We start from the raw sequence: 21,880 nt of genomic DNA, 5'->3' as shown, positions 1-21,880 counted from the left end.
TCTTAATATGTTATCATTAAAAATTTCGTTTATCGCACTGGCCGGTTTGGTATTTTCGTGCTCAAACCCTACGGAGTCTGCACAGAAAACAGCGTATTTATTTACTTATTTTACCGGTAATGCAGAAGGTGAGGAGGCCGTGCATTATGGGCTAAGTAGAGATGGTTATAATTTTTATGCCTTAAATGATGACCAACCCATTGTAAGTACAGAACGTATTAGCGAGACTGGCGGTGTACGCGACCCTCATATTTTAAGAGGCACAAATGATGCTAACTTCTATATGGTACTTACCGATTTAAAGACTGATAACGGGTGGAGCAATACGGGAATTATTCTGGCAAAGTCACCAGATTTAGTAAGCTGGGAGACAACCGTTATCGATCTTGCAAAAACATTTTCCGAGTTTTCAGATATAACCCGCGCCTGGGCTCCACAAACCATTTATGATGAGGCTGCCGGTAAGTATATGATCTATTTTTCAATGCTTCAGCCGGGAAGCTATGACAAGATTTACTATGCCTATATCAATAAAGAGTTTACCGCTTTAGAAGAAGCCCCAAAACAGCTTTTTTATAGCCCCGATGAGAAATCGTGTATAGATGGAGATATCATAAGTAAAGATGGTAAGTTCTATTTGTTTTATAAAACGGAAGGGACTGCGACAAAAGGTATTCGCGTTGCGGTATCAGACCGTCTTACCGGCGACTATATCCCTAAAGAAGGCTATGTAGATCAAACCGATAGAGCAGTAGAAGGCTCTAGCGTATTTAAGATGATAAATAGTGACACGTATATATTGTTATATGATATGTATATAGATGGTAAATATCAATTTGCCGAAAGTACAGATTTACTCAACTTTAAGGCGCTGGGAGCAGATAAAATCTCTATGAATTTTCATCCGCGTCACGGAACAATTATTCCTATAACTGAAGAAGAATCTACGCGCTTATTAAAAGCATTTCCTTCTAAAGACTTACCCTTAATCTTAGGAAGCCAGGCAACTGCTGTAAGACAGCAAAATATAGTTATTGACCCGGTTAAAAAATCTGTATACCTTCCTGTACGGGTAGATAGCAGTTTACAAAATTTAGATGTGCAGTTGATTACGTTTCCGGGAGTGAAATTAGAAGAAACAGGTGCTCAGGATTTCTCAAAAGGAGCTGTGCCGTATACTGTGGTAATGCCTGATGGCGAAAAAGTAACTTATACCGTTGAAGCGGCTGTTGCTAAAAACCCGGCATTAGATGGCTATTACGCAGACCCCGAAATTATCTATTCAAATACAGATAAAAAATTCTATCTCTACCCTACCAGTGATGGTTTTGATGGCTGGTCTGGTACCTACTTTAAAACTTTTTCTTCTGAAGATTTAGTACACTGGCAGGATGAAGGCGTTATTCTTGATTTAAAGAAAGATGTATCCTGGGCAGATCGCAATGCTTGGGCACCGTGTATTGCAGAAAAAGAAATCGACGGTAAGCTGAAGTATTTTTATTACTTCTCAGCAGCACAAAACATAGGAGTTGCTGTGGCAGATAATCCTGCAGGTCCTTTTACAGATAAGGGTACTGCTTTTATTAGTGAGAAACCGGCGGCAATAAAACGTGGTGGCGGCCAAATTATAGATCCAGATGTTTTTACAGATCCTGTGAGTGGTAAGAGTTATTTTTATTGGGGTAATGGGTATATGGGAGCTGCAGAACTCAATGAGGATATGCTCTCATTAAAAGAAGAAACAATTGTAGAATTAACGCCAGACGGTACTTATAGAGAAGGTACCGAAGTGTTTTACAGAAACGGAATTTATTACTTCCTGTGGTCAGAAGATGACACTCGTAGTCCAGACTATCGCGTGCGGTATGCAACAGCTAAATCGCCTTTAGGACCTTTAACCATACCAGAATCTAATATGGTGATTAAAAAAGATGAAGCAAACCAAATTTATGGTACAGGGCATAACTCGGTAATCAATGTTCCGGGTACTGATGACTGGTATATTGTTTATCATAGATTTACGCGACCACGCGGATTAGCGATGGGGGGTGCTGCAGGATTTCACAGAGAGGTTGCAATAGACAAACTTACATTTGCAGAAGACGGCTCAATACTTGAAGTTACCCCAACATTAGAAGGTATTAACACGGTAAGTGTGATTGATAAATAACCTAATTTTCATTTTATACACAATTATTAAAAAGCCCTTTACTTTAGGTAAAGGGCTTTTTTTATTTAAGTGCAGATGGGGTTTTACCATATTTCTCCTTAAAGATTTTTCTAAAATATTTTGCGTCTGCAAAGCCCACTTCAAAAGCAGCCTGAGATACGGTAAAATTCTCTTTTTCGATTAAGTAAGCGGCGCGTTCGATTTTTAAATTACGTATGTATTCATTAATATTCTGACCTGTAATAGCTTTAATTTTCCGGAATAACGAAGACCTGCTCATACCTATTTCTTCAGATACGACTTCTACAGTTTTTATACCCTGCTGCATATTGTCAAAAACCGCTATTTGAAATTCTTCGAGAAACTTTTTCTCTATTTGCAAAAGTTTTCGATCTGCATCACCTTGATTTGAGTCGTCTTTTGACTTTTCTGAAAACCCTTCTAATAATTTTCTACGGGTTGCGATTAAATTTTCAATACGGGCTCTTAAAACCTGCACATTAAAGGGTTTAACCATATAATCATCTGCACCTTCAGTATAACCCGTTTCAATCATTTCAAAATTACTTTTAGCAGAAAGTAAAATTATAGGTATGTGAGAAGTTTCTTTATTGTTTTTAAGGAAATGACACAAATCAATGCCTGTTTTTACAGGCATCATAATATCGCTTATAATCAAATCTGGTATGTATTTAGTAGCCTGTTGAATTCCTTCCTCGCCATTCTCTGCATGAATTAAATCATATTTAGAAGCTAATGCACTATCTAGAAACTCAAGTATATCTGGATTGTCATCTATAAGCAGTATGAGTTTACGTGCATTTTCGGTTTGTACCAGCAGATTATTTACGTTAGTTTTTTCAATAGACATATCTGCATCTTTAATGCGTTGCTCAACCGCTTTTTTATTAAATAAGGCATTGGGACTATTTTCTAAAAAGGCATCAATTAAACGGTCATCTTTGGGTAGGGTGAGTGTAAATGTGCTTCCTATACCAGGATTACTCGTCACATCTAATTTACCGTTGTGTAACTCTGCAAAACGTTTTGAAAGCGCTAGACCAATGCCGGTACCATCTTTTTTTACAGATGTGTTAGATTGATAATACCATTCAAAAATATGATTTAGATCGTCTGCCATAATTCCACTTCCAGAATCACTTATACTTAAATATATAGACGTATCATCTTGCGTAAAACTTACCTTGATTTGACCGTCTTTAGTTGTATACTTTATGGCGTTTGAAAGTAAATTATTTATGATGATGTGCAACTTTTCGAGATCACAATAAAATTTAATAGGGTTTTGTGGCATTGTGACCGTCAAATTTATGTTCTTCTTCTTCAATAGTGGTTTATACGTAGCGAGCCATTTAGTTATATGTTTTGAAAGATTATACTCATTAAGATTAAGTTTACTCAGACCTTCTTCACTTTTTCTAAACTCAAGCAACTTGTTGATGAATTGTAATAAATTATTTGCATTACGCTTAATCAACTTTAAACTATTGCGCTGTTCTTTCTGTTTGATTTCTTCAAGTAAAGTTTCTAAGGGTGCAAGTATGAGGGTGAGCGGTGTTTTGAGTTCGTGCGAAAAACCAGTATAAAACCGTATGCGTTCTTCGTTTAAGTCTTGTTCTAGCTGGCGTTGCTTTTTTTCGAAGAGCAAGGAGTTTTTGAGTTTGATACGTTCTGAGTAATATCTAAGACCTGCAGTAATTAAAATAATAGAGGTGACAATATAGAAGATATAGGCAGGTAAAGTTTTCCAAAAGGGTGGGAGTATGGTGATTTTAAATTCTTTATAATAAGGAGATTCAATATCAGACTCTGCCGCTATTTTTAAAGTATAATCACCCGGAGGGATGTTGCTAAAGTTTATGCGGTTAGAATTTTTTAAACTGGTCCAGAATTCATTATATCCTTCTAGATTGTAGGAGTAATTTACATTGTCTGCAAAGGGAAATTTTAAACTCGTAAAATCTAATGAAAAATTATTTTGATTATGTTTAAGTATCAATTGGTCGCTATATGCAATTGATTCTTTTAAAATTGCGTTTTCGTCTTGTGACTCAACAGCTATATCTGTATTAAAGATAGACAGGTTTTTTATAATAATGCTATTAGTTGTGCGCTGCACATTTAGCTCTTCAGGTTTAAAAATAGTAAGACCTTTATTACCGCCAAAATACATAAAACCAGAACTACTTTTTAATGCGGCTCCTATATTATATTCACTCTTCTGTATATTATTAAATGAATTAATATTTTCTAATGTATGATCAATATAATTGTATTTGCTAATTCCTTTATAAGTCCCTAACCATAGACTGCTGTCGTCATATAGCGCCATGCTGTTGACTGTATTGTTACTTAGACCATCTTTTTCGGTAAGATTTAAAGCTTCAGTATCATCTCTATTAAAATGTATAATACCTCCGTATTTTAATCCTGCAACAATACTGTCATCATCTAATACCCAAATACAGAAAACAACATTATTGGTCATTCCGCCAAGACTTCCATTAAAATAGGAATATGCCTTTTTGGTTTTAGGATTGTATCTCAAAACCCCATTTCCGTATGAAGCCATCCATAGGATTCCATGACGATCCATTTTAATATCTCGTATATCCATTTTTGGGTAGATTACATCTAATGCTGATACGTAGTCAAAGGTATCTTTAGTTGTATTGTATTTATAAAGACCACCGCGGTTTGTACCAGCCCAAATATCATTATTGAAATCCTGATAAACCACACGTACGTCATTACCGTCCTGAGTGTCTCCCTGTAAATAATAGCTCCATTTTTGTGTAGCTAGATTGTACATATTGAGGCCATCTCTGTAAGTTCCTATCCACAGGCGTTGTGCATTATCTCTAAGTGTAGCTTGTACCTGATTTGATTTTAAGCCATTAGCAGTACTATAGACCGAATAGTTAAAATTACCGGTAACAGGATCATAAATATCTATACCACCACCATCTGTACCTAAATAAACTTTACCGGTAGCACATTCTGAAATAGCACTTATACGATCATGAGCCAACTTTTGCGAACCTATAAGATCATTTTTAAGCAATTTTACAGGTTCGCCATCAGGATCAACAAAATTTAAACCCGCATTGGTGCCTATCCACATATAGCCTCTATGATCTTTAAAAATGGTATTTATGGTAGCATTGTAAATACTGCTTCCATCTTCTTTAGGTAAATATTTGCGTACAGAAAATCTCAAATCATCCTTGAGTAACAAATTTGGATTTATGATGTTAAGACCACCCGCATACGTACCTATCCAAATTTGACCGTAATTATCTTCTGCCACAGCGTGTACCTGATTATTACTAAGCCCGTATTTTGTATTTGTTTCATTAAGACTTACCAAGCGTCCATTAGGCGTTCTTACAGTCAAGCCATTATTAGTACCTATCCATAAATTATTTTTGCTATCTACAAAAAGGCAATTGATCCAGTTAGATTTTGTTGTTTCAGTTTCAATAGCAATGTGTTCTATCTTGAGGGTATTTAAATTGAGTTTATCTACACCCTTATCAAATGTACCTATCCAGATTATTGAATCTTGTTGATTAGCAAGACTAGATATTTTTAAGGAGGTTAAATCGTGCTCTCCTAGATATACTTCTTTATTAGTTTTATTAAAAATGTGTAAACCTTGATTATAAGCACCTATCACTAAACGAGAGTCTTTTAACTCTACCAGCGAATTTATACTCAGACTTAAGGTAGGGTCTACTTCATTAAATAGTGTTAATTGCTCTTTACGTGGATTATAATTATTTACACCACCATCTGTAGCTATTTTGATTGCGCCAGATTTACTAAGAATCAAATTTTGTATGTAGTTGTTGCTTAATGCAGAGTTTTCTCTTCTAAAAATTTTAAACTCATTTCCATCATATTTATTTAAACCATCAGATGTGCCAATCCATAAAAAGCCGAGTGAATCTTCAACGATAGATTTTACAGTATTATTTGACAGGCCTTTTTCGGTATCCAGATTATAAAAGCTAAGACGTCGCTCTAAAGGAAATTGATTCTTCAGGTTTTCGGTTTGACCGTAAAATGACCAGGAGAGAGTGCATGCAAAAAACAGTAAGTATATTTTGTTTATCATAAAAAAGTAAGCAAAATTTGATTTTTCGAATATCTTAATTTTTTCTTAAACTAAAAGGTTCTTTATAGTATCAGATTATAAAAAACTATTGATTCTAAAGGGTTTGAACGATTAACCCCCCTAAATTTAGCGATTAACCCCCTATTGTAATGCTTTGATTTATAGAAAATTGTATAAGTAATTAACATTACTTTTTGATTTGACAATTTACGCTCAAATTAAGTGTGTAAATAACACAAAAATCACAATTCTTTAAGATGAAATTAATCGGCTTTTTTCTTTTTCTTATAATGTTCACACAATCGTGTGTATCTCAAAACGCAACTAATAAGCATTTTGAGCCTGGTAAAATTTGGAAAGACACAGACGGAAAACATATTAATGCACATGGCGGTGGTATTTATTTTGAAGATGGTACTTACTACTGGTATGGGGAGCATAAAGACCGAAGCAGCATAGCTCAGGTAGGAGTGCGAGTTTACTCTTCAACAGATCTTTTTAATTGGAAGAATGAAGGGGTAGCTCTTGCGGTAAGTACAGATTTAGATTCAGAAATCACTAAAGGATCTGTAATTGAAAGGCCCAAGGTAGTATATAATAAAAAGACCAGTAAATATGTAATGTGGTTTCACCTTGAGCTTAAAGATCAAGGATATCATGCGGCACGTACCGGTGTTGCGATAAGTGATTTGCCCACAGGTCCATTTCACTACTTAAAGTCGTATAGACCCAATGTGGGAGTATGGCCATTAAATTTTCCTTTAAAAAACCAGGAGACACAGAAAAATGATGCAAGCCTTGAATGGTGGACACCAGAATGGAGCGCTGCCTTAGTTGAAGGACTATATGTACGCAGAGATTTTGAAGAAGGGCAGATGTCTCGGGATATGACCATTTTTGTTGATGATGATGGTAAGGCTTACCATATTCACTCTTCTGAAGAAAACCAGACGCTTCATATTTCAGAATTAACAGACGATTACCTTGATTTTACTTCTAGATGGGTGCGTATGCAGCCCGGAGGTCAAAATGAAGCACCGGCAGTTTTTAAACAGGAAGACACCTATTATATGATTACATCAGGCCTAACCGGTTGGGCACCCAATCCTGCAAGATCCTTTAGCGCAAAATCTATATGGGGGCCGTGGGAATCTCTGGGCAACCCGGCAAGGGGTAAGCGCGCTGAGGTAACCTTTAATTCACAAAGCACTCATGTATTACCGGTTGAAGGTAAAGAGAATACATTTTTATATATGGGTGACCGTTGGAGTCCTAAAAATCATATAGATGGCAGATACATCTGGTTACCTATACTAATCAAAGATGAGAAACCCCAAATAAAGTGGATGGATACGTGGAATTTTGCAGACCACAATGCTATTCAACCCTAGATTTAAAAGTAAAATAATTAACAACTCCTCAATCGATATAGTAATTAGAAATATTTATAATAAACAGCTAAACAATTTAAAAACAACAAATTATGACTAAACAGATCAAGGTGCCCATTTTCTTATCAAATCAATCTGAACTAAATAAATGAGAGTATTGAATAAAATTACTTTGACGATAAAATAAAATTATGATACATACTATTAATAAATTAAAGCACCGGTTTTGTTTGCTTCTCGTGGTTTTAGGGAGTCTTACTTGCGGCAGTTTATTTGCTGCAAATACAGAAATATCAGGAGCTCCTCAAAATGTGGTTACAGGAACAATTTATGACGGTAACGATAAGCAACCTTTAATAGGGGTAACTGTACAAGAGAAAGGTACAAATAACGGTACTGCTACAGATTTTGACGGGAGGTATAGTATACGAGTTTCTAAGGGGGCTACGTTAGTGTACTCATTTGTAGGTTTTGTAACAAAAGAAGTTGTGGTAGGAGACCAGCAAACTATAGATATGACTCTTAATTTAAGTCAGGAATCTCTTGAAGAAACAGTTGTTATCGCCTTTAGCGGAAAGCAGAAAAAGACAAATATGGTAACTTCTGTTGTTTCGGTAAATCCTGAACAATTAAAAGGACCCACAAATAACCTTACTAATATGCTTGCCGGTCGTGTTCCCGGTATGATCTCTTATCAACGTTCTGGAGAACCTGGCGCAGATAATTCAGATTTTTTTATACGCGGCTTGAGTACGTTTGGTTCGGGTAAACGGGACCCTTTAATACTTATAGATGGTATAGAATCTACTTCTACAGATTTAGCGCGTCTTCAACCTGATGATATTGATTCATTTTCAGTTTTAAAAGATGCTGCAGCTGCTTCGGTTTATGGTGCACGAGGAGCAAACGGGGTGGTTTTAATTACAACAAAACGTGGTAAATCTGGTAAAACTAATTTTAGTTTTAGATCTCAAACACGGGTTTCCTCTAATACTAAGAATTTCAACTTCGCAGATAATATCACCTATATGAATATGGCTAATGAAGCTGCTCTTACTAGAGACCGCCAGGCAATATTACCCTATACTCAAACAAAAATAGATAGAACAGCTGCGGGAGATAATCCCCTTTTGTATCCTAGTAATAACTGGATAGATAAGATGGTTAAAGATTATACGGTAAATGAAAGTATAAATATAAGTGCAAGCGGAGGTTCTGAGAAGGCACGATATTATGTTGCAGGTACTTATAATATAGATAATGGAATCTTAGATGTAGAGCCTATTAATAACTTTAATAGTAACATTAAACTACGTAACTATTCTATAAGAAGTAATTTAGATATAGAACTTACGGAAACTACAGACTTATCGCTTAATGTTTATGGTCAATTTGATGATTATAATGGTCCGGTAGGTGGTAGTGATAGGTATGATGGCAGCCCTGTTTCAGGGGGGACATATGTATTTAATACTGCTGTTTGGTCAAATCCTGTAGCGTTTCCTGCTATTTATCCGCAAGAATTAAAACCGCTTATTGAGCATCCGTTATTTGGAGGTGCACCCTCGCAATTGGGAGGTAATTCGCTTTTATTTAATCCGTATGCAGAGATGGTAAAAGGATATCAAACCAGTAAAGCCTCTACAATACAAGCGCAGATACAAATCAAGCAAGATCTAGCTTTTATAACCGAAGGATTAAGCTTTAGATCTATGGGATATATAAGACGCTATGCTTTTTATGAGATTCAGCGTCAATACAATCCTTTTTATTATTCTTCTTCGCTTAACCCTATAGATAATTCAATAAGTCTAAGTGTACTTAACGATGGCAGTGAAGGCTCTATAGGTACTACTGGTACTGAATTTATAGATGTTATAGGTGGTTCTAACCGTCAAAGCATTAATTCTAGGATTTATAATGAATCGCAAATAAATTACAACCGTACGTTTGATGAAAAGCACGCTGTTTCTGCAATGTTGCTTAACCTAATTTATAGTACAGAGAACGGGGTTGTAGGTAACGATTTACAAGGTTCTTTACCATTTCGTAATCACGGGATATCAGGTAGTTTATCGTATGCTTTTGATGATAGATACTTAACGTCATTCAGTTTTGGTTATAATGGTTCAGAACGATTTGCAAAAGGACATCGTTATGGTTTTTTCCCATCAGTTGGTTTAGGGTGGAGAATATCTAAGGAGAAATTCTTTGAACCGTTAAGTGATGCGGTAACTAATCTAAAATTACGTTTAACTTATGGTAGAGCAGGTAATGATCAAATAGGTGAAGACAGGGACCGCTTCTTTTACTTATCTAATGTAAACTCTAATAATCCTTTTTATGGAGCAACCTTCGGTCAGGATTTTAATTATGGCAGACCTGGTGTTTTAGTTTCCAGATATCCTAATGAAGAAATAGGATGGGAAGAGTCTGAGCAATACAATCTAGGTATAGACTTAGAGCTTTACAAATCTCTAAATGTAACAGTAGATATTTTTAAGCAAAAGCGTAGCAATATCTTACAAACACGTTCTGAAATAGGATCTGTAATAGGGTTAACGGCTCAACCACAAGCAAACTTTGCAGAACTAGAAAGCCATGGTTTTGAGGTTGCGTTAGATTATAACAAGCAGTTTAACAATAACTGGTGGACTCAATTGCGCGCAACAATGACCTATGCAACGAATGAAATCACCCAATATGACGAATTAAATTATCCAGATGAATTAAGTTATTTATCACGTGTAGGGCAGCACTCAAGTCAAACTTACGGGTACATAGCAGAGCGTCTTTTTGTAGATCAGGAAGAGGTTAATAACTCTCCTACTCAATTTGGGGATGTAAACGGTGGCGATATTAAATACCGCGATGTAAATGGTGATGGGCAAATTACTCCTTTAGATCAAGTGCCTATTGGTTTACCTACTGTTCCTGAGTTTATCTATGGTTTTGGAGGTAGTGTAGGATACAAAAATCTTGATTTGAGTATGTTCTTTCAAGGTTCAGCTAGATCTTCATTCTTTATAGACCCTCGCCGTATTGCTCCTTTTATTGTAGAAGGAAGATATCAAAATGGTTTGTTAAATGTAATCGCAGAAGATTACTGGTCTGAAGATAATCGAGATGCGTATGCATTCTGGCCACGTCTTAGTCAAACTCAGGAAACAAATAATATACAACGATCTACCTGGTGGTTGCGTAATGGTGACTTTTTAAGATTAAAAAATGTTGAAATAGGCTATAAGGCTCCAGAAAAAGTGCTGAATGCTCTAAATATAAAATCTTTACGAGTTTATGTGAGTGCATTAAACCTTGCCGTGTGGAGCAGTTTTGATCTTTGGGATCCAGAAATGGGAGGTAACGGTTTAGGTTATCCTATTCAGTCTGTTTACAATTTTGGTTTACAATTTGACTTTTAAAAAATCTAGTTATGAATATGATATTTAATATAAATAAGAGCAAAATTTACCTTCGAGCACTATTACTCTCAGGTTTTGCTGTACTTACTTTAAATTCTTGTGAAGAAGAGTTTTTAGATGTGGTACCCGATAATGTGAATACGATAGATAAAGTTTTCAATTTACGAAATGAGGCCGAAAAATATCTATTTACCTGTTACTCGTATATGCCTGCAAATGGAAATCTACAAGGTAACCCTGCATTTTTAGCTGGAGATGAGTTGTGGATTCCTGATGAATTTCAAGCAATCACAGTTAATTCGTTAAACATAGCCCTTGGTTTACAACGCGCAGGAGATCCTTATAATAATTATTGGGATGGCAGATTTCAAGCAAAACCTATGTTTCAAGGTATAAGACACTGTAATATTTTTATTGAGAATTTAGAGGACCCTTTGCAAGTACCAGATATAGATGCTAGTGAACGGGAGCGATGGATAGCCGAGGTAAAATTTTTAAAAGCATACTACCACTTTTACCTAATGCGTTTGTACGGTGCTGCCCCAATAATTCGTGAAAATGTAAGTGTAGATGCCGATGCAGAAGAATTTAATATACCGAGATCACCTTATGATGAAGGTATAGATTATGTGGTAGAATTACTTGATGAAGCTGCAGCAATATTGCCTCCTTCTATTGCAGATCAAAATACAGAATACGGCCGTATAACTTCTGTGATTGCAAAGGGTCTAAAAGCTCGAGTATTGCTTACAGCCGCAAGCCCATTATTTAACGGAAATGAAGATTTATCTGGTATGATAAACCCCGATGGTACTGCATTATACAACACCACCTTCGAGCTATCTAAATGGCAAGAGGCTTTAGATGCAGCTCAAGAGGCAATAGAGCTTGCTGAAAATTCGGGTCACGCATTGTATGAATTTGCAGGTAATACCTTTAATCTTTCAGATACAACTGCTACTAAATTAAGTATACGTAATGCAGTTACCTTACGTAGAAGTCAGGAAGTGTTATGGCCAAATACCCAGAGCATTGTAACAGATTTACAACGTCAAACGATGGCACCTCTTTCTATAGATGATAATCACAGATCTGCTGAGAAAATTGTTTCTCCTACACTTGATATGGCTAAGCTTTTTTATTCTAAAAATGGAGTGCCTATAAATGAAGATAAAAATTTAGACTTCAACAATATCTTAGAAATAAGAGAAGCAAATGCTTCTGAAGGAAATAATATACTTAAGGGTTATAGAACTTCCCGTTTAAATTTTGACAGAGAACATCGCTTTTATGCAGATTTAGGTTTTGACGGTTCTATATGGTATCGTAATGCAGATCAAGATGTAGAAAACGAGTCACATATAGAAGGTAAGTATGCAGATTACGCAGGAAGTAATCACGCGTTCTTCTTTAATGTAACAGGTTATTATCTTAAAAAGTTAGTTAATAACGATCAAAGCTTTGGTGCAAATGGTTCTTCATTTAGATCCTACGCCTGGCCAGAATTGAGATTAGCAGACTTATATTTAATGTATGCTGAAGCTTTAAATGAAATAAATGGCCCTAGTGGTGAGGTTCTTCAGTATCTAGATCTAATTAGAGATCGAGCAGGACTAGAGGGTGTAGAGACATCGTGGACTCAATTTTCGAACAATCCTGACAAACCAAATTCTCAAAATGGTCTACGAGAAATTATACATCAAGAGCGTTTGATTGAGCTTGCCTTTGAAGGTCAACGCTATTGGGATTTATTAAGATGGAAAAAAGCCGTACGTGAATTTAATCAACCTATACAGGGATGGAATGTTTATGGTGAAGATGAGGCTGCTTATTACCAAATTAGAACATTACATCAACAACGTTTTGTAGCGCCTAGAGATTATTTCTGGCCTATTTGGGAATATGCACTTCTACAGAATTCAAATCTGGTACAGAATCCGGGGTGGAATTAATAAAAAAAAGAAAAATTATGAAAACAAAATTTTTAAATTATTTAGCAGTTCTGGGGTTGATCATCGGGATATCCTGTTCTGATGAGGATTTACAAACCCCATTAGAAAACAATGCTAATGCTCCTTCGCAAGTAACAGATGTTAGCGTAGAAAACTTACGTGGTAAAGCCAGGGTTTCTTATAAATTACCTAAAGACCAGGACTTACTCTATGTAAAAGCAAGTTATACACTCGCTAATGGCCGGGAAATGGAAGTGAAAACTTCATTCTATAATTCAAGTATGTTACTAGAAGGCTTTTCTGGCGCACAAGCTAATGAGGTTGAGATTACTACAGTTAATCGTAGTGAAAAAGAATCTGCACCTGTGTTAGTTACTGTTAACCCCTTAAGAGCACCCATATTTGACGTGTATGAGAGTATAGAGTCTGGTGCGGCATTTGGTGGGGTTTATCTAAAGGCAGATAATCCTGACCGGGAAGATGTAGCTCTTTTACTTATGGAACGAGACGATCTGGGTGATTGGGTAATAAACCCTAATAGTATTTATACTTCTACAGATGAGATTACAAGTACCATTCGCGGTTTTGATACTTTATCACAAGAGTTTGCTATAACGGTTAGAGATCGCTGGTTAAATTATACAGATACCCTATTTACTACTATTAAACCACTTTTTGAAGAAGCCATTCCCAAATCTGGTTACAGGGGGCTAGAATTACCTAACGATGCACCGCGTCATAATTCTACACCGCTTAGTGGTCTATGGGATGGTAATTTAATGAACTGGTCTGGGGTGTATTTGACACAGGGTACATACACTGAAAATTTGCACATGTTTACAGTAGATATGGGTGTAGAGGCAAAGCTGAGCCGTATCGTTATTTGGGATTACCCTGAGTATTTTAACGGGCGTACCTATTACTATAAAGGTTGTATGAAACGCTTTGAAATTTACGGTAGTGATGAACTGGACACATCTGGAGATTTAGCAAGCTGGACACTTTTAGGATCTTATGTACAGGTCAAACCATCTGGCCTTCCTTATGGTCAGCAAAATAATGAAGATTATGAGACTGCAGTTGCCGGCTTTAGCTGGGAAGTTCCGGCAGATATACCTAAAATGAGGTACCTACGTATACGTAATCTTGAAAACTGGGAAGGTGGTAAAAGTTTAGCCATTGGTGAAATTCAAGTCTATGGTAACACTAATTTTTAATTTGGTAAGTAATTACATTATGAAAATACATAAATTAACTAAAATAGTTCTGCTTGTACTGTTAACCGGCCTCGGCTCCTGTGCAGATGTTGCAGAAATGGATGATTTTAAAGATTTTACTGCAGATGGTGAGATTAACTATTCTGAGAAGGTAGATTCTTTAAAGATTTTTTCAGGAAAAAATAGGGCTAAAATTCAGGGTATTGTAGATGCAGATCCTAAAATTACTGAGTTCAGAGTTTATTGGAATAGCAAAAAAGATTCTGTAGTAGTCCCTATCACACGTTCAATAGGTATAGATACTCTAGAAGTTGTAATTTCAGACTTACCAGAGAACATTTATAATTTTGAAATACGCACATTTGACAGTCAAGGCAATAGTTCTATTCCTGTATCTGCAACGGGAGAGGTCTATGGAGAGCGCTACCATGCAACATTATTTAATAGGCCTCATACAGGTAATTTAAGTGAAGAAGGTCTTAAGGTAGATTATGCAGGAATGGATTTAACTTCTGGTGTTATAGGGACAGAATTAGTCTATACTAATAACCTTGATGAAATGGTTGTAGAGTTTACAGAAATAGCTAGTTCAACAGTTATAATTGAGGATTACAAACTAGGCTCTCAATATAAATATCGCACCTTATTTCTACCTGAAGAAACAGCATTAGATACATTTTATACAGAATACAGTGACAATTTTACGCCAATATTAGTCCCACAGTTAAAAAATAATTCAGTCCCCTTTAAAACTGATGGAACTGTGGGAAGATTTAGGGTTTTAAAAGACTGGATTTCAAATGATGTAGTCGTAAATTTTGATCATAGTGGTGATAGCTATGGTGGTGGTGTTGGAGTAGGTTATGATGATAACTATAGTAATATTTTTGCTATTCAAATAGGTTATGGCAATGTTCCTAACACTTTAGAAAATGCAAAAATATATCAGACACTACGCTCTGGAGCTTCAGACTTTAGGTTAACTGTAAAGATGCGGGGTGAGGGTACAGATTTATCACTTACTGAAGAGCGTTATGCATATGCCGTTGTATTAAAAGGAAATTCAGAATTGCCAGATGTAGATGCTATTTTAGATAATTCTTCAAGTAATGTTCTTGCTGTAAAAAGAATTACTAATCGAGGTGGTCAAAGTGCTTCTGGCGATGATTTTTATAATCTTGATTTTACTGTTGAAGAAGCAGGGGAAATTACAGTAGGTCTCGTCTACAAAAGTTCTGGAGAAAATAGGTATCTACGTTTTCTAGAGTGGAATATAGCTAAACAGAATTAATAAAGTTGTCTAAGGTATATAACCCCAGCTGTATGCTATGTATATATGGTTGGGGTTTATATTTTAAAATAATTTATTGAATTAGATAAATAAGCGAGTTTATTTAATTCCTTAGAAAATATCTCCACAACAATAATCCTAAATTAATATCATGAGAATATTCACGAATAGTTTTTTCAATTTTATAGTAATTGGTTTTGCGTTTACATTATGTATTATTTGCGGTTGTTCTAGTGAAGAAGCTCCAGATGACAATAATACCATCAAAGAGCCTGTAGATGAAACTGTTTTAGCAACCTTGATAACAAAAGAACCAGAGAATCTAGCAGCATATTCTGCGACAATTTGGGGACAAGTGACAGATGATGGCGGTTCATCTATTATAGAAAGAGGGGTTTGTTTTGGTTTAGAAACAAAACCAAATTATGAGGGAACCAAAACCATCGCAAGTACGGTAAAAGGATCTGGTGACTTTGAGGTTAATCTTTCTAATCTAGCAGAAGGCAATGTGTACTACGCACGATCGTATGCAAAAAATGGAAAAGGCATCGCCTATGGTAACGAAATTAGCTTTACTACAACATTTGCAGATCCACCTATCTTTAGTATTGGAGAGAAGCGGGTTTCTGGAGCTCACGATATTTTTATAGGCATACGTTTAGAAGAACCTGGAGATACCGAATTAAAAGAATTAGGAGTTGTTTATGGGCTTGAACAAAACCCAACGCTTGAAGATAATGTTATAAAGAGAGAAAATCTTGACGCTTCTTTTACTGAGCGTATTAGAGATTTAAAGGAAAATACTTTTTATTTTATTAGACCCTATACCAAAACAAGTAAACGTGTAGTATATGGTGATGCAGTTTTAGTTAAAACGATCACTAAAGGAAAATTTACGTATTCATTTAATGGTTTTGATGCGGCTAATGAAAATCACGTACGTATTAAAGAAGCTTTTGATACGGCCACGCAGTACTACAATAATTTTACTTCCATCACTAAGCATGTCGTTGTTAATTATTCTCCGGGTACACCTACGGCAGATGCTAATTTTGCAGGCAATATTAGAGTAGGTTCTAATGCAGGCTATCAGCGCACAGGAACCGCAATGCATGAGATGGCGCACACAGTAGGAGTAGGACAACATTGGAAATGGAATGAACTTATTAGAGGAGGTATTTATCAGGGAGCAGAAGCTAATGCTATCTTAAAAATGATGACAAATGATCCCAATGCTACCGTAAAAGGAGACGGAGTTCATTTTTGGCCTTACGGTGTTAACGGAGCTCACGAAGACAATGGTAAAGAGATGACATATATTATACACGCGCTACTTATTCAGGGAATGAAAATAGACGGTTTACCCTCAAATTAACGCGTTGTATACCTAACTAAATCGATAAAGGATTATTTGAATAAAATAAAAGTATTACATATAAATTATGTACTTTTAAGCGTATGCTGTACATTTAATGGTTTTGATGAGAAAGAGTTTTATTAAATTTTACACAATATTTCTTATAGGGTTGGTCCTTATATCTTGTAGTGTGCATCCAAAAAAAACAACTACTAAAGTTTCAGATGTAGGAATGGGTTGGTCTTCAAATTCGGTGAATACAGTAATCTTTCGTCAGAATGCGCTAACAACTCATAAAAACACCCAGTTTACTGCTTATTACGATGCAGATTCTTATCTGATTATTGCTAAAAGAAAGTTGCCAGATGGAGCCTGGGTAACCGCTAAAACCCAATTTATGGGTAATACAGAAGATGCTCATAATGCCATAAGTATAGCTGTTGATGGCGAAGGTTTTTTACATGTGAGTTGGGATCATCACGACAATAAATTGCGCTATGCAGTTAGCAAAACTCCGCTTGGATTAGTGCTAGGAGACAAAATCTCAATGACGGGTATAGATGAGCAAAAAGTATCTTATCCTCAATTTTACAATCTTACAAAAACCAGAGGTTTACTCTTTATGTACCGCTCTGGTCAATCAGGTAGAGGCGTTTTAGTCCTAAATAGTTATGATGTAGTAACTAAAAAATGGACACAGCTTCACCAAAATTTAATAGATGGTGAAAACCTTCGGAACGCCTACTGGCAAGCCTATGTAGATTTGAAAGGAACTATACATTTATCCTGGGTTTGGCGCGAGACGTATGACGTAGCTACAAATCACGATATCGCCTATGCTAGGTCTTTAGATGGTGGTGTAACCTGGCAAAAATCTACAGGTGAGCAGTATACATTACCTATTACTGAAGCAGGCGCCGAATACGCCTGGAAGATTCCGCAGAATAGCAGTTTGATTAATCAAACAGCAATGACTACAGATTCAGACGGTAATCCCTATATCGCTAATTATTGGAATGAAGATCATAAAACGCAATATCAAATAGTTTATTTAGATAAGGGCAACTGGAAAAAAGAAAATACGGCTTTTCGCACTTCAGAATTCAAACTGGGTGGTGGCGGAACTAAAAAGATTCCGATCTCAAGACCAGAGATTTTTATAGATAAGCAATCTGGTAAAAAGATCACCTATTTATTATTTAGAGATGATACCAGAGGAAGTAAAATTTCATTAGCCTATAAAAATTTACAGGATGTGAGTACCTGGCAAATACTAGATCTAACTGAAAAAAGCGTTGGAGATTGGGAGCCTAATTTTGATAAAGAACTTTTTAAAAAAACAGGAAAGCTGCATATTTTTCAGCAAGAAGTAATACAGGTAGATGGTGAAGGTCTTAAAACTAAAATGGCAACACCTGTAGAAGTAATAGAACTAAATAAATTACCCTATAAAAACCTATTGTAAAATTCCAATTAACTAAATACATGAGAAAAACTATTGTAACCCTTTTGAGCCTGTTGTGCCTTTGTAGCGCAATCGCCCAAAACCAGCAGAATGAGTGGGAAAATCCCACAATTTTAGATAGAAATAAGGAAGAAGGTCGCAGTGCATTTGTTTTATATGAAAAAGCAAAAAACGCTCAAACGCGCACCCCCGAAAAATCATCTCTTTATAAAAGCCTTGATGGAACCTGGAAATTTAATCTTGCAAAAAATCCAGAACAACTTCTGCAGGATTTTTATAAAACCGATTTAGACGACAGCGGTTGGGATGCTATAAATGTCCCTTCTAACTGGGAGACCGAAGGTTTTGATATACCTATTTACACAAACGTAGCTTATCCTTTTCCTAAAAACCCGCCCTTTATAAACGGGGATTACAATCCTGTAGGAAGTTACCGTACCTCATTTACTGTACCTGAAGGGTGGAGTGATAAAGAAGTTGTTTTAAGTTTTGGCTCCATTTCAGGGTATGCGCGCATATTTGTAAATGGTAAAGAAGTAGGTATGACAAAGGCTTCTAAAACCCCGGCAGAATTTAATATAACCAGCTATTTACAAAAAGGAGAAAATTTACTAGCAGTACAGGTTACTCGCTGGCACGACGGAAGCTATCTGGAAGATCAAGATTTCTGGAGGTTAAGTGGTATAGAGCGTACTGTTTTTCTACAGGCAATGCCTAAAACTACGATTTGGGATTATCGAGTTACCAGTGATTTGGATGCTAATTATAAAAATGGAAAATTTTCTGCTGAGGTAGATATACGTTCTTTCGCAAAAAGTAAAATTAAAAATCCACGAGTACAGGTTGCTCTTTTTGATAAAGATGGAAATCTGGTTTTAGCCGAAAAGAAAAATGTACCTGCGGCAGGTGGTAATTTATCGTTTGATTTGACAATTCCTGATATATTAAAGTGGAGCGGAGAAACTCCATATCTATATAATTACATCATCAAGCTAGAAGATAAAAATGGGCACACAGTGGCAGTTACTTCTGGGCGCACCGGTTTTAGAAAAGTAGAGCTTAAAAATGCACAGCTTTTAGTTAATGGTAAGGCTGTTACAGTACGTGGGGTAAACCTGCACGAGCATCACCCAGATAAAGGTCATGTACCAGATCTTGAGATGACGCGTAAAGATTTTGAATTAATGGCGCGTAATAATATCAACGCAGTACGTATGAGCCACTATCCACACGGTCAGGCTGTTTATGATCTTGCAGATGAGTTTGGTTTTTACATTGTTGATGAGGCAAATATTGAAACCCATGCAATGGGCGCAGAATTTCAGGGCAAAATAGATGAGTCTAAACATCCTGCATATTTAGAAGAATGGGCTCCTGCACATTTAGATCGTATTCAGCGTATGTATGAGATGGATAAAAATCATACATCAGTTATTCTTTGGTCTATGGGTAATGAGTCTGGTAATGGTCCGGTTTTCTATGAAGCTTATGATTGGTTAAAGAAAACGGATACTTCGCGTTTAGTAACTTTTGAGCAGGCAGGTCAAAACCGTGATACAGATGTCGTTGCACCTATGTATCCGCGACTTAAGGATATGAAGGAATATGCAGAACGCACAGATGTTACAAGACCTTACATAATGTGTGAGTACTCACACGCAATGGGAAACAGCAGCGGTAATTTTAGAGAGTATTGGGATATTATAGACAGTAGCCCACATATGCAAGGCGGTTTTATCTGGGATTGGGTAGATCAGGGATTAAGAGCTAAAACAGATGATGGTCGTGAGTTCTGGGCATATGGTGGTGACCTTGGAGGTAAAGATTTACAGAATGATGAAAATTTTAATGCAAATGGGTTAGTTACAGCAGATCGTATTGCACATCCTTCTTTAGCCGAAGTGAAGAAAGTATATCAACCTATAGAATTTTCTATAATAGGTAACTCTTTGAATGTCACAAATGAATACAACTATACAAATCTTGATCAATTCAGTTTTAAATGGAACCTACTGAAGGATGGTATTTCGGTAGAAACAGGAGAATTTAAAGTTTCGGCAGAACCTAACACACAAGAATCTGTACAACTTGATTTACCTGAAATGACACAAGGGGAATATTTCTTAGATGTTTATGCATATACAACTAAAGCTTCAGCATTAATTCCTGCTGGTTTTGAGATGGCGCGTGAGCAATTTGATATGAACAAGAATAATTATTTTGCTTCTAAAAAAGATAGTACCTCAGAAAGTAAACTTGTATTTAAAACTACAAATGACACCCTACAGTTCAGTTCTGATAAAGTAATGGGAGCTATAAACCTAAAAACAGGTCAGATTGAAACGTACCAACTTAAGAATGCAGGTGCTGTAGTAAGTGAGTTTCCGCAGCCTTATTTTTGGAGAGCTCCTACCGATAATGATTTTGGTAATGGTATGCCGAAGAAATTACAAGCCTGGAAAACGGCTTCTAAAGACGCACAATTAATATCTGCAGAGGTAGGAAAGCTTACTGATAATGGCTTGCCGGTTACTGTAATGCATCAACTTGCAGGGGTAGATGTGCCATATACGATTAGTTACTTAATTGCTAATACAGGAGAAATCACCGTAACAGCTAGTATAGATATGAGCGGTAAAGAAATACCTGAAATGCCTCGTTTTGGAATGCGTATGATTCTAGATGGAAGTTTTAATAATCTAAAGTATTACGGCCGTGGTCCATGGGAAAATTATTCAGATCGTAAAGAATCTGCATTTTTAGGTACTTATGAAGACAACGTAGAGAATCAATTTACATATACCTACATTCGCCCACAGGAATCAGGATATCATACTGATGCACGCTGGTTGACATTATCTAATGCTGCTGGCAAAGGATTGAAGATTTCCGGAGCTCAGCCTTTAGGGTTTAGTGCTCTCAATATTTCTACAGAGGATCTTGACCCAGGTTTTTCTAAAAATCAGAGACACCCAACAGATTTAAAGGTACAGGATAAGGTCTTTCTTCATTTAGATTTAAAACAACGCGGTTTAGGAGGTCTTAACAGTTGGGGAGAATATCCATTAGAAAAATACAGATTAGAGGATAATTCATATAGCTACAGCTATACTATCTCATTGTTAGAATAAACAAAGTAGGCGCTAAGAACCTTTTAAATATAAGTTGCATTCTTCTGGCTCCATTTTTAGGGGCCAGACGGCTGCAATAGTTACAAATCCCGATAATAATCTCGAAGTAGCTGTTGCACTGATTGATAGTTAACCTGTTTATACTGAAAACTTAATGAGGGTTTTATGAGATAAATCAACATCAGTGAATAAGCTTTAATTCCTGAATTTACCGCAAACTCACTCTGAGAAATTTCTGTTTTAAAGTTATAAAAGGGTATAAATTGAAAAGTAGAATTGAACGGCAAATCAAATATTAAGGTTTAAGAGTAAAACCTATAGTTAGGCAGTAGAGAAGTCGATT

At 36.2% G+C, this 21,880-nt stretch carries 10 protein-coding genes; 9 read left to right on the top strand and 1 reads right to left on the bottom strand.

Going from position 1 to position 21,880, the window contains the following annotated elements:
• The first annotated feature begins 7 nt into the window (after positions 1-7).
• Complete coding sequence (locus ACIGAM_RS16290; protein WP_396512532.1) at positions 8-2,170, top strand: family 43 glycosylhydrolase; 2,163 nt, start codon at positions 8-10, stop codon at positions 2,168-2,170.
• A 61-nt stretch (positions 2,171-2,231) separates the two neighbouring features.
• Here ACIGAM_RS16290 and ACIGAM_RS16285 read toward each other — a convergent pair whose 3' ends face one another.
• Positions 2,232-6,311: a two-component regulator propeller domain-containing protein gene (locus ACIGAM_RS16285; RefSeq protein WP_396512531.1), complete on the bottom strand. Its 4,080-nt coding sequence runs from the start codon at positions 6,309-6,311 to the stop codon at positions 2,232-2,234.
• A gap of 257 nt (positions 6,312-6,568) precedes the next feature.
• Between ACIGAM_RS16285 and ACIGAM_RS16280 the strand changes: the two genes are divergently transcribed.
• The 8 genes from ACIGAM_RS16280 (at position 6,569) to ACIGAM_RS16245 (ending at position 21,537) form a co-directional block, all read left to right on the top strand.
• Positions 6,569-7,702: a glycoside hydrolase family 43 protein gene (locus ACIGAM_RS16280; RefSeq protein ID WP_396512530.1), complete on the top strand. Its 1,134-nt coding sequence runs from the start codon at positions 6,569-6,571 to the stop codon at positions 7,700-7,702.
• Between the two features lie 191 nt (positions 7,703-7,893).
• Complete coding sequence (locus ACIGAM_RS16275; RefSeq protein ID WP_396512529.1) at positions 7,894-11,124, top strand: SusC/RagA family TonB-linked outer membrane protein; 3,231 nt, start codon at positions 7,894-7,896, stop codon at positions 11,122-11,124.
• Positions 11,125-11,135: 11 nt separating this feature from the next.
• A complete protein-coding gene (locus ACIGAM_RS16270) occupies positions 11,136-13,076 on the top strand; it encodes a RagB/SusD family nutrient uptake outer membrane protein (RefSeq protein WP_396512528.1) in 1,941 nt (646 codons plus the stop codon).
• A gap of 17 nt (positions 13,077-13,093) precedes the next feature.
• Positions 13,094-14,293 carry a DUF4959 domain-containing protein gene (locus ACIGAM_RS16265; protein WP_396512527.1) on the top strand — a complete coding sequence of 400 codons (1,200 nt, stop codon included), beginning with the start codon at positions 13,094-13,096 and terminating at the stop codon, positions 14,291-14,293.
• A 19-nt stretch (positions 14,294-14,312) separates the two neighbouring features.
• Complete coding sequence (locus tag ACIGAM_RS16260) at positions 14,313-15,584, top strand: DUF4998 domain-containing protein (RefSeq protein WP_396512526.1); 1,272 nt, start codon at positions 14,313-14,315, stop codon at positions 15,582-15,584.
• Positions 15,585-15,735: 151 nt separating this feature from the next.
• Positions 15,736-16,959 carry a hypothetical protein gene (locus ACIGAM_RS16255; RefSeq protein ID WP_396512525.1) on the top strand — a complete coding sequence of 408 codons (1,224 nt, stop codon included), beginning with the start codon at positions 15,736-15,738 and terminating at the stop codon, positions 16,957-16,959.
• Between the two features lie 172 nt (positions 16,960-17,131).
• Positions 17,132-18,406 carry a BNR repeat-containing protein gene (locus tag ACIGAM_RS16250; protein WP_396512524.1) on the top strand — a complete coding sequence of 425 codons (1,275 nt, stop codon included), beginning with the start codon at positions 17,132-17,134 and terminating at the stop codon, positions 18,404-18,406.
• 20 nt (positions 18,407-18,426) lie between these two features.
• Complete coding sequence (locus ACIGAM_RS16245; protein WP_396512523.1) at positions 18,427-21,537, top strand: glycoside hydrolase family 2 TIM barrel-domain containing protein; 3,111 nt, start codon at positions 18,427-18,429, stop codon at positions 21,535-21,537.
• Positions 21,538-21,880: the final 343 nt, after the last annotated feature.

This window comes from Leeuwenhoekiella sp. NPDC079379 (assembly GCF_044542075.1).
Classification (GTDB): Bacteria; Bacteroidota; Bacteroidia; order Flavobacteriales; family Flavobacteriaceae; genus Leeuwenhoekiella.
Note: the sequence above shows the minus strand (reverse complement) of the source record. Positions and strands in the feature narration are given on the sequence as shown.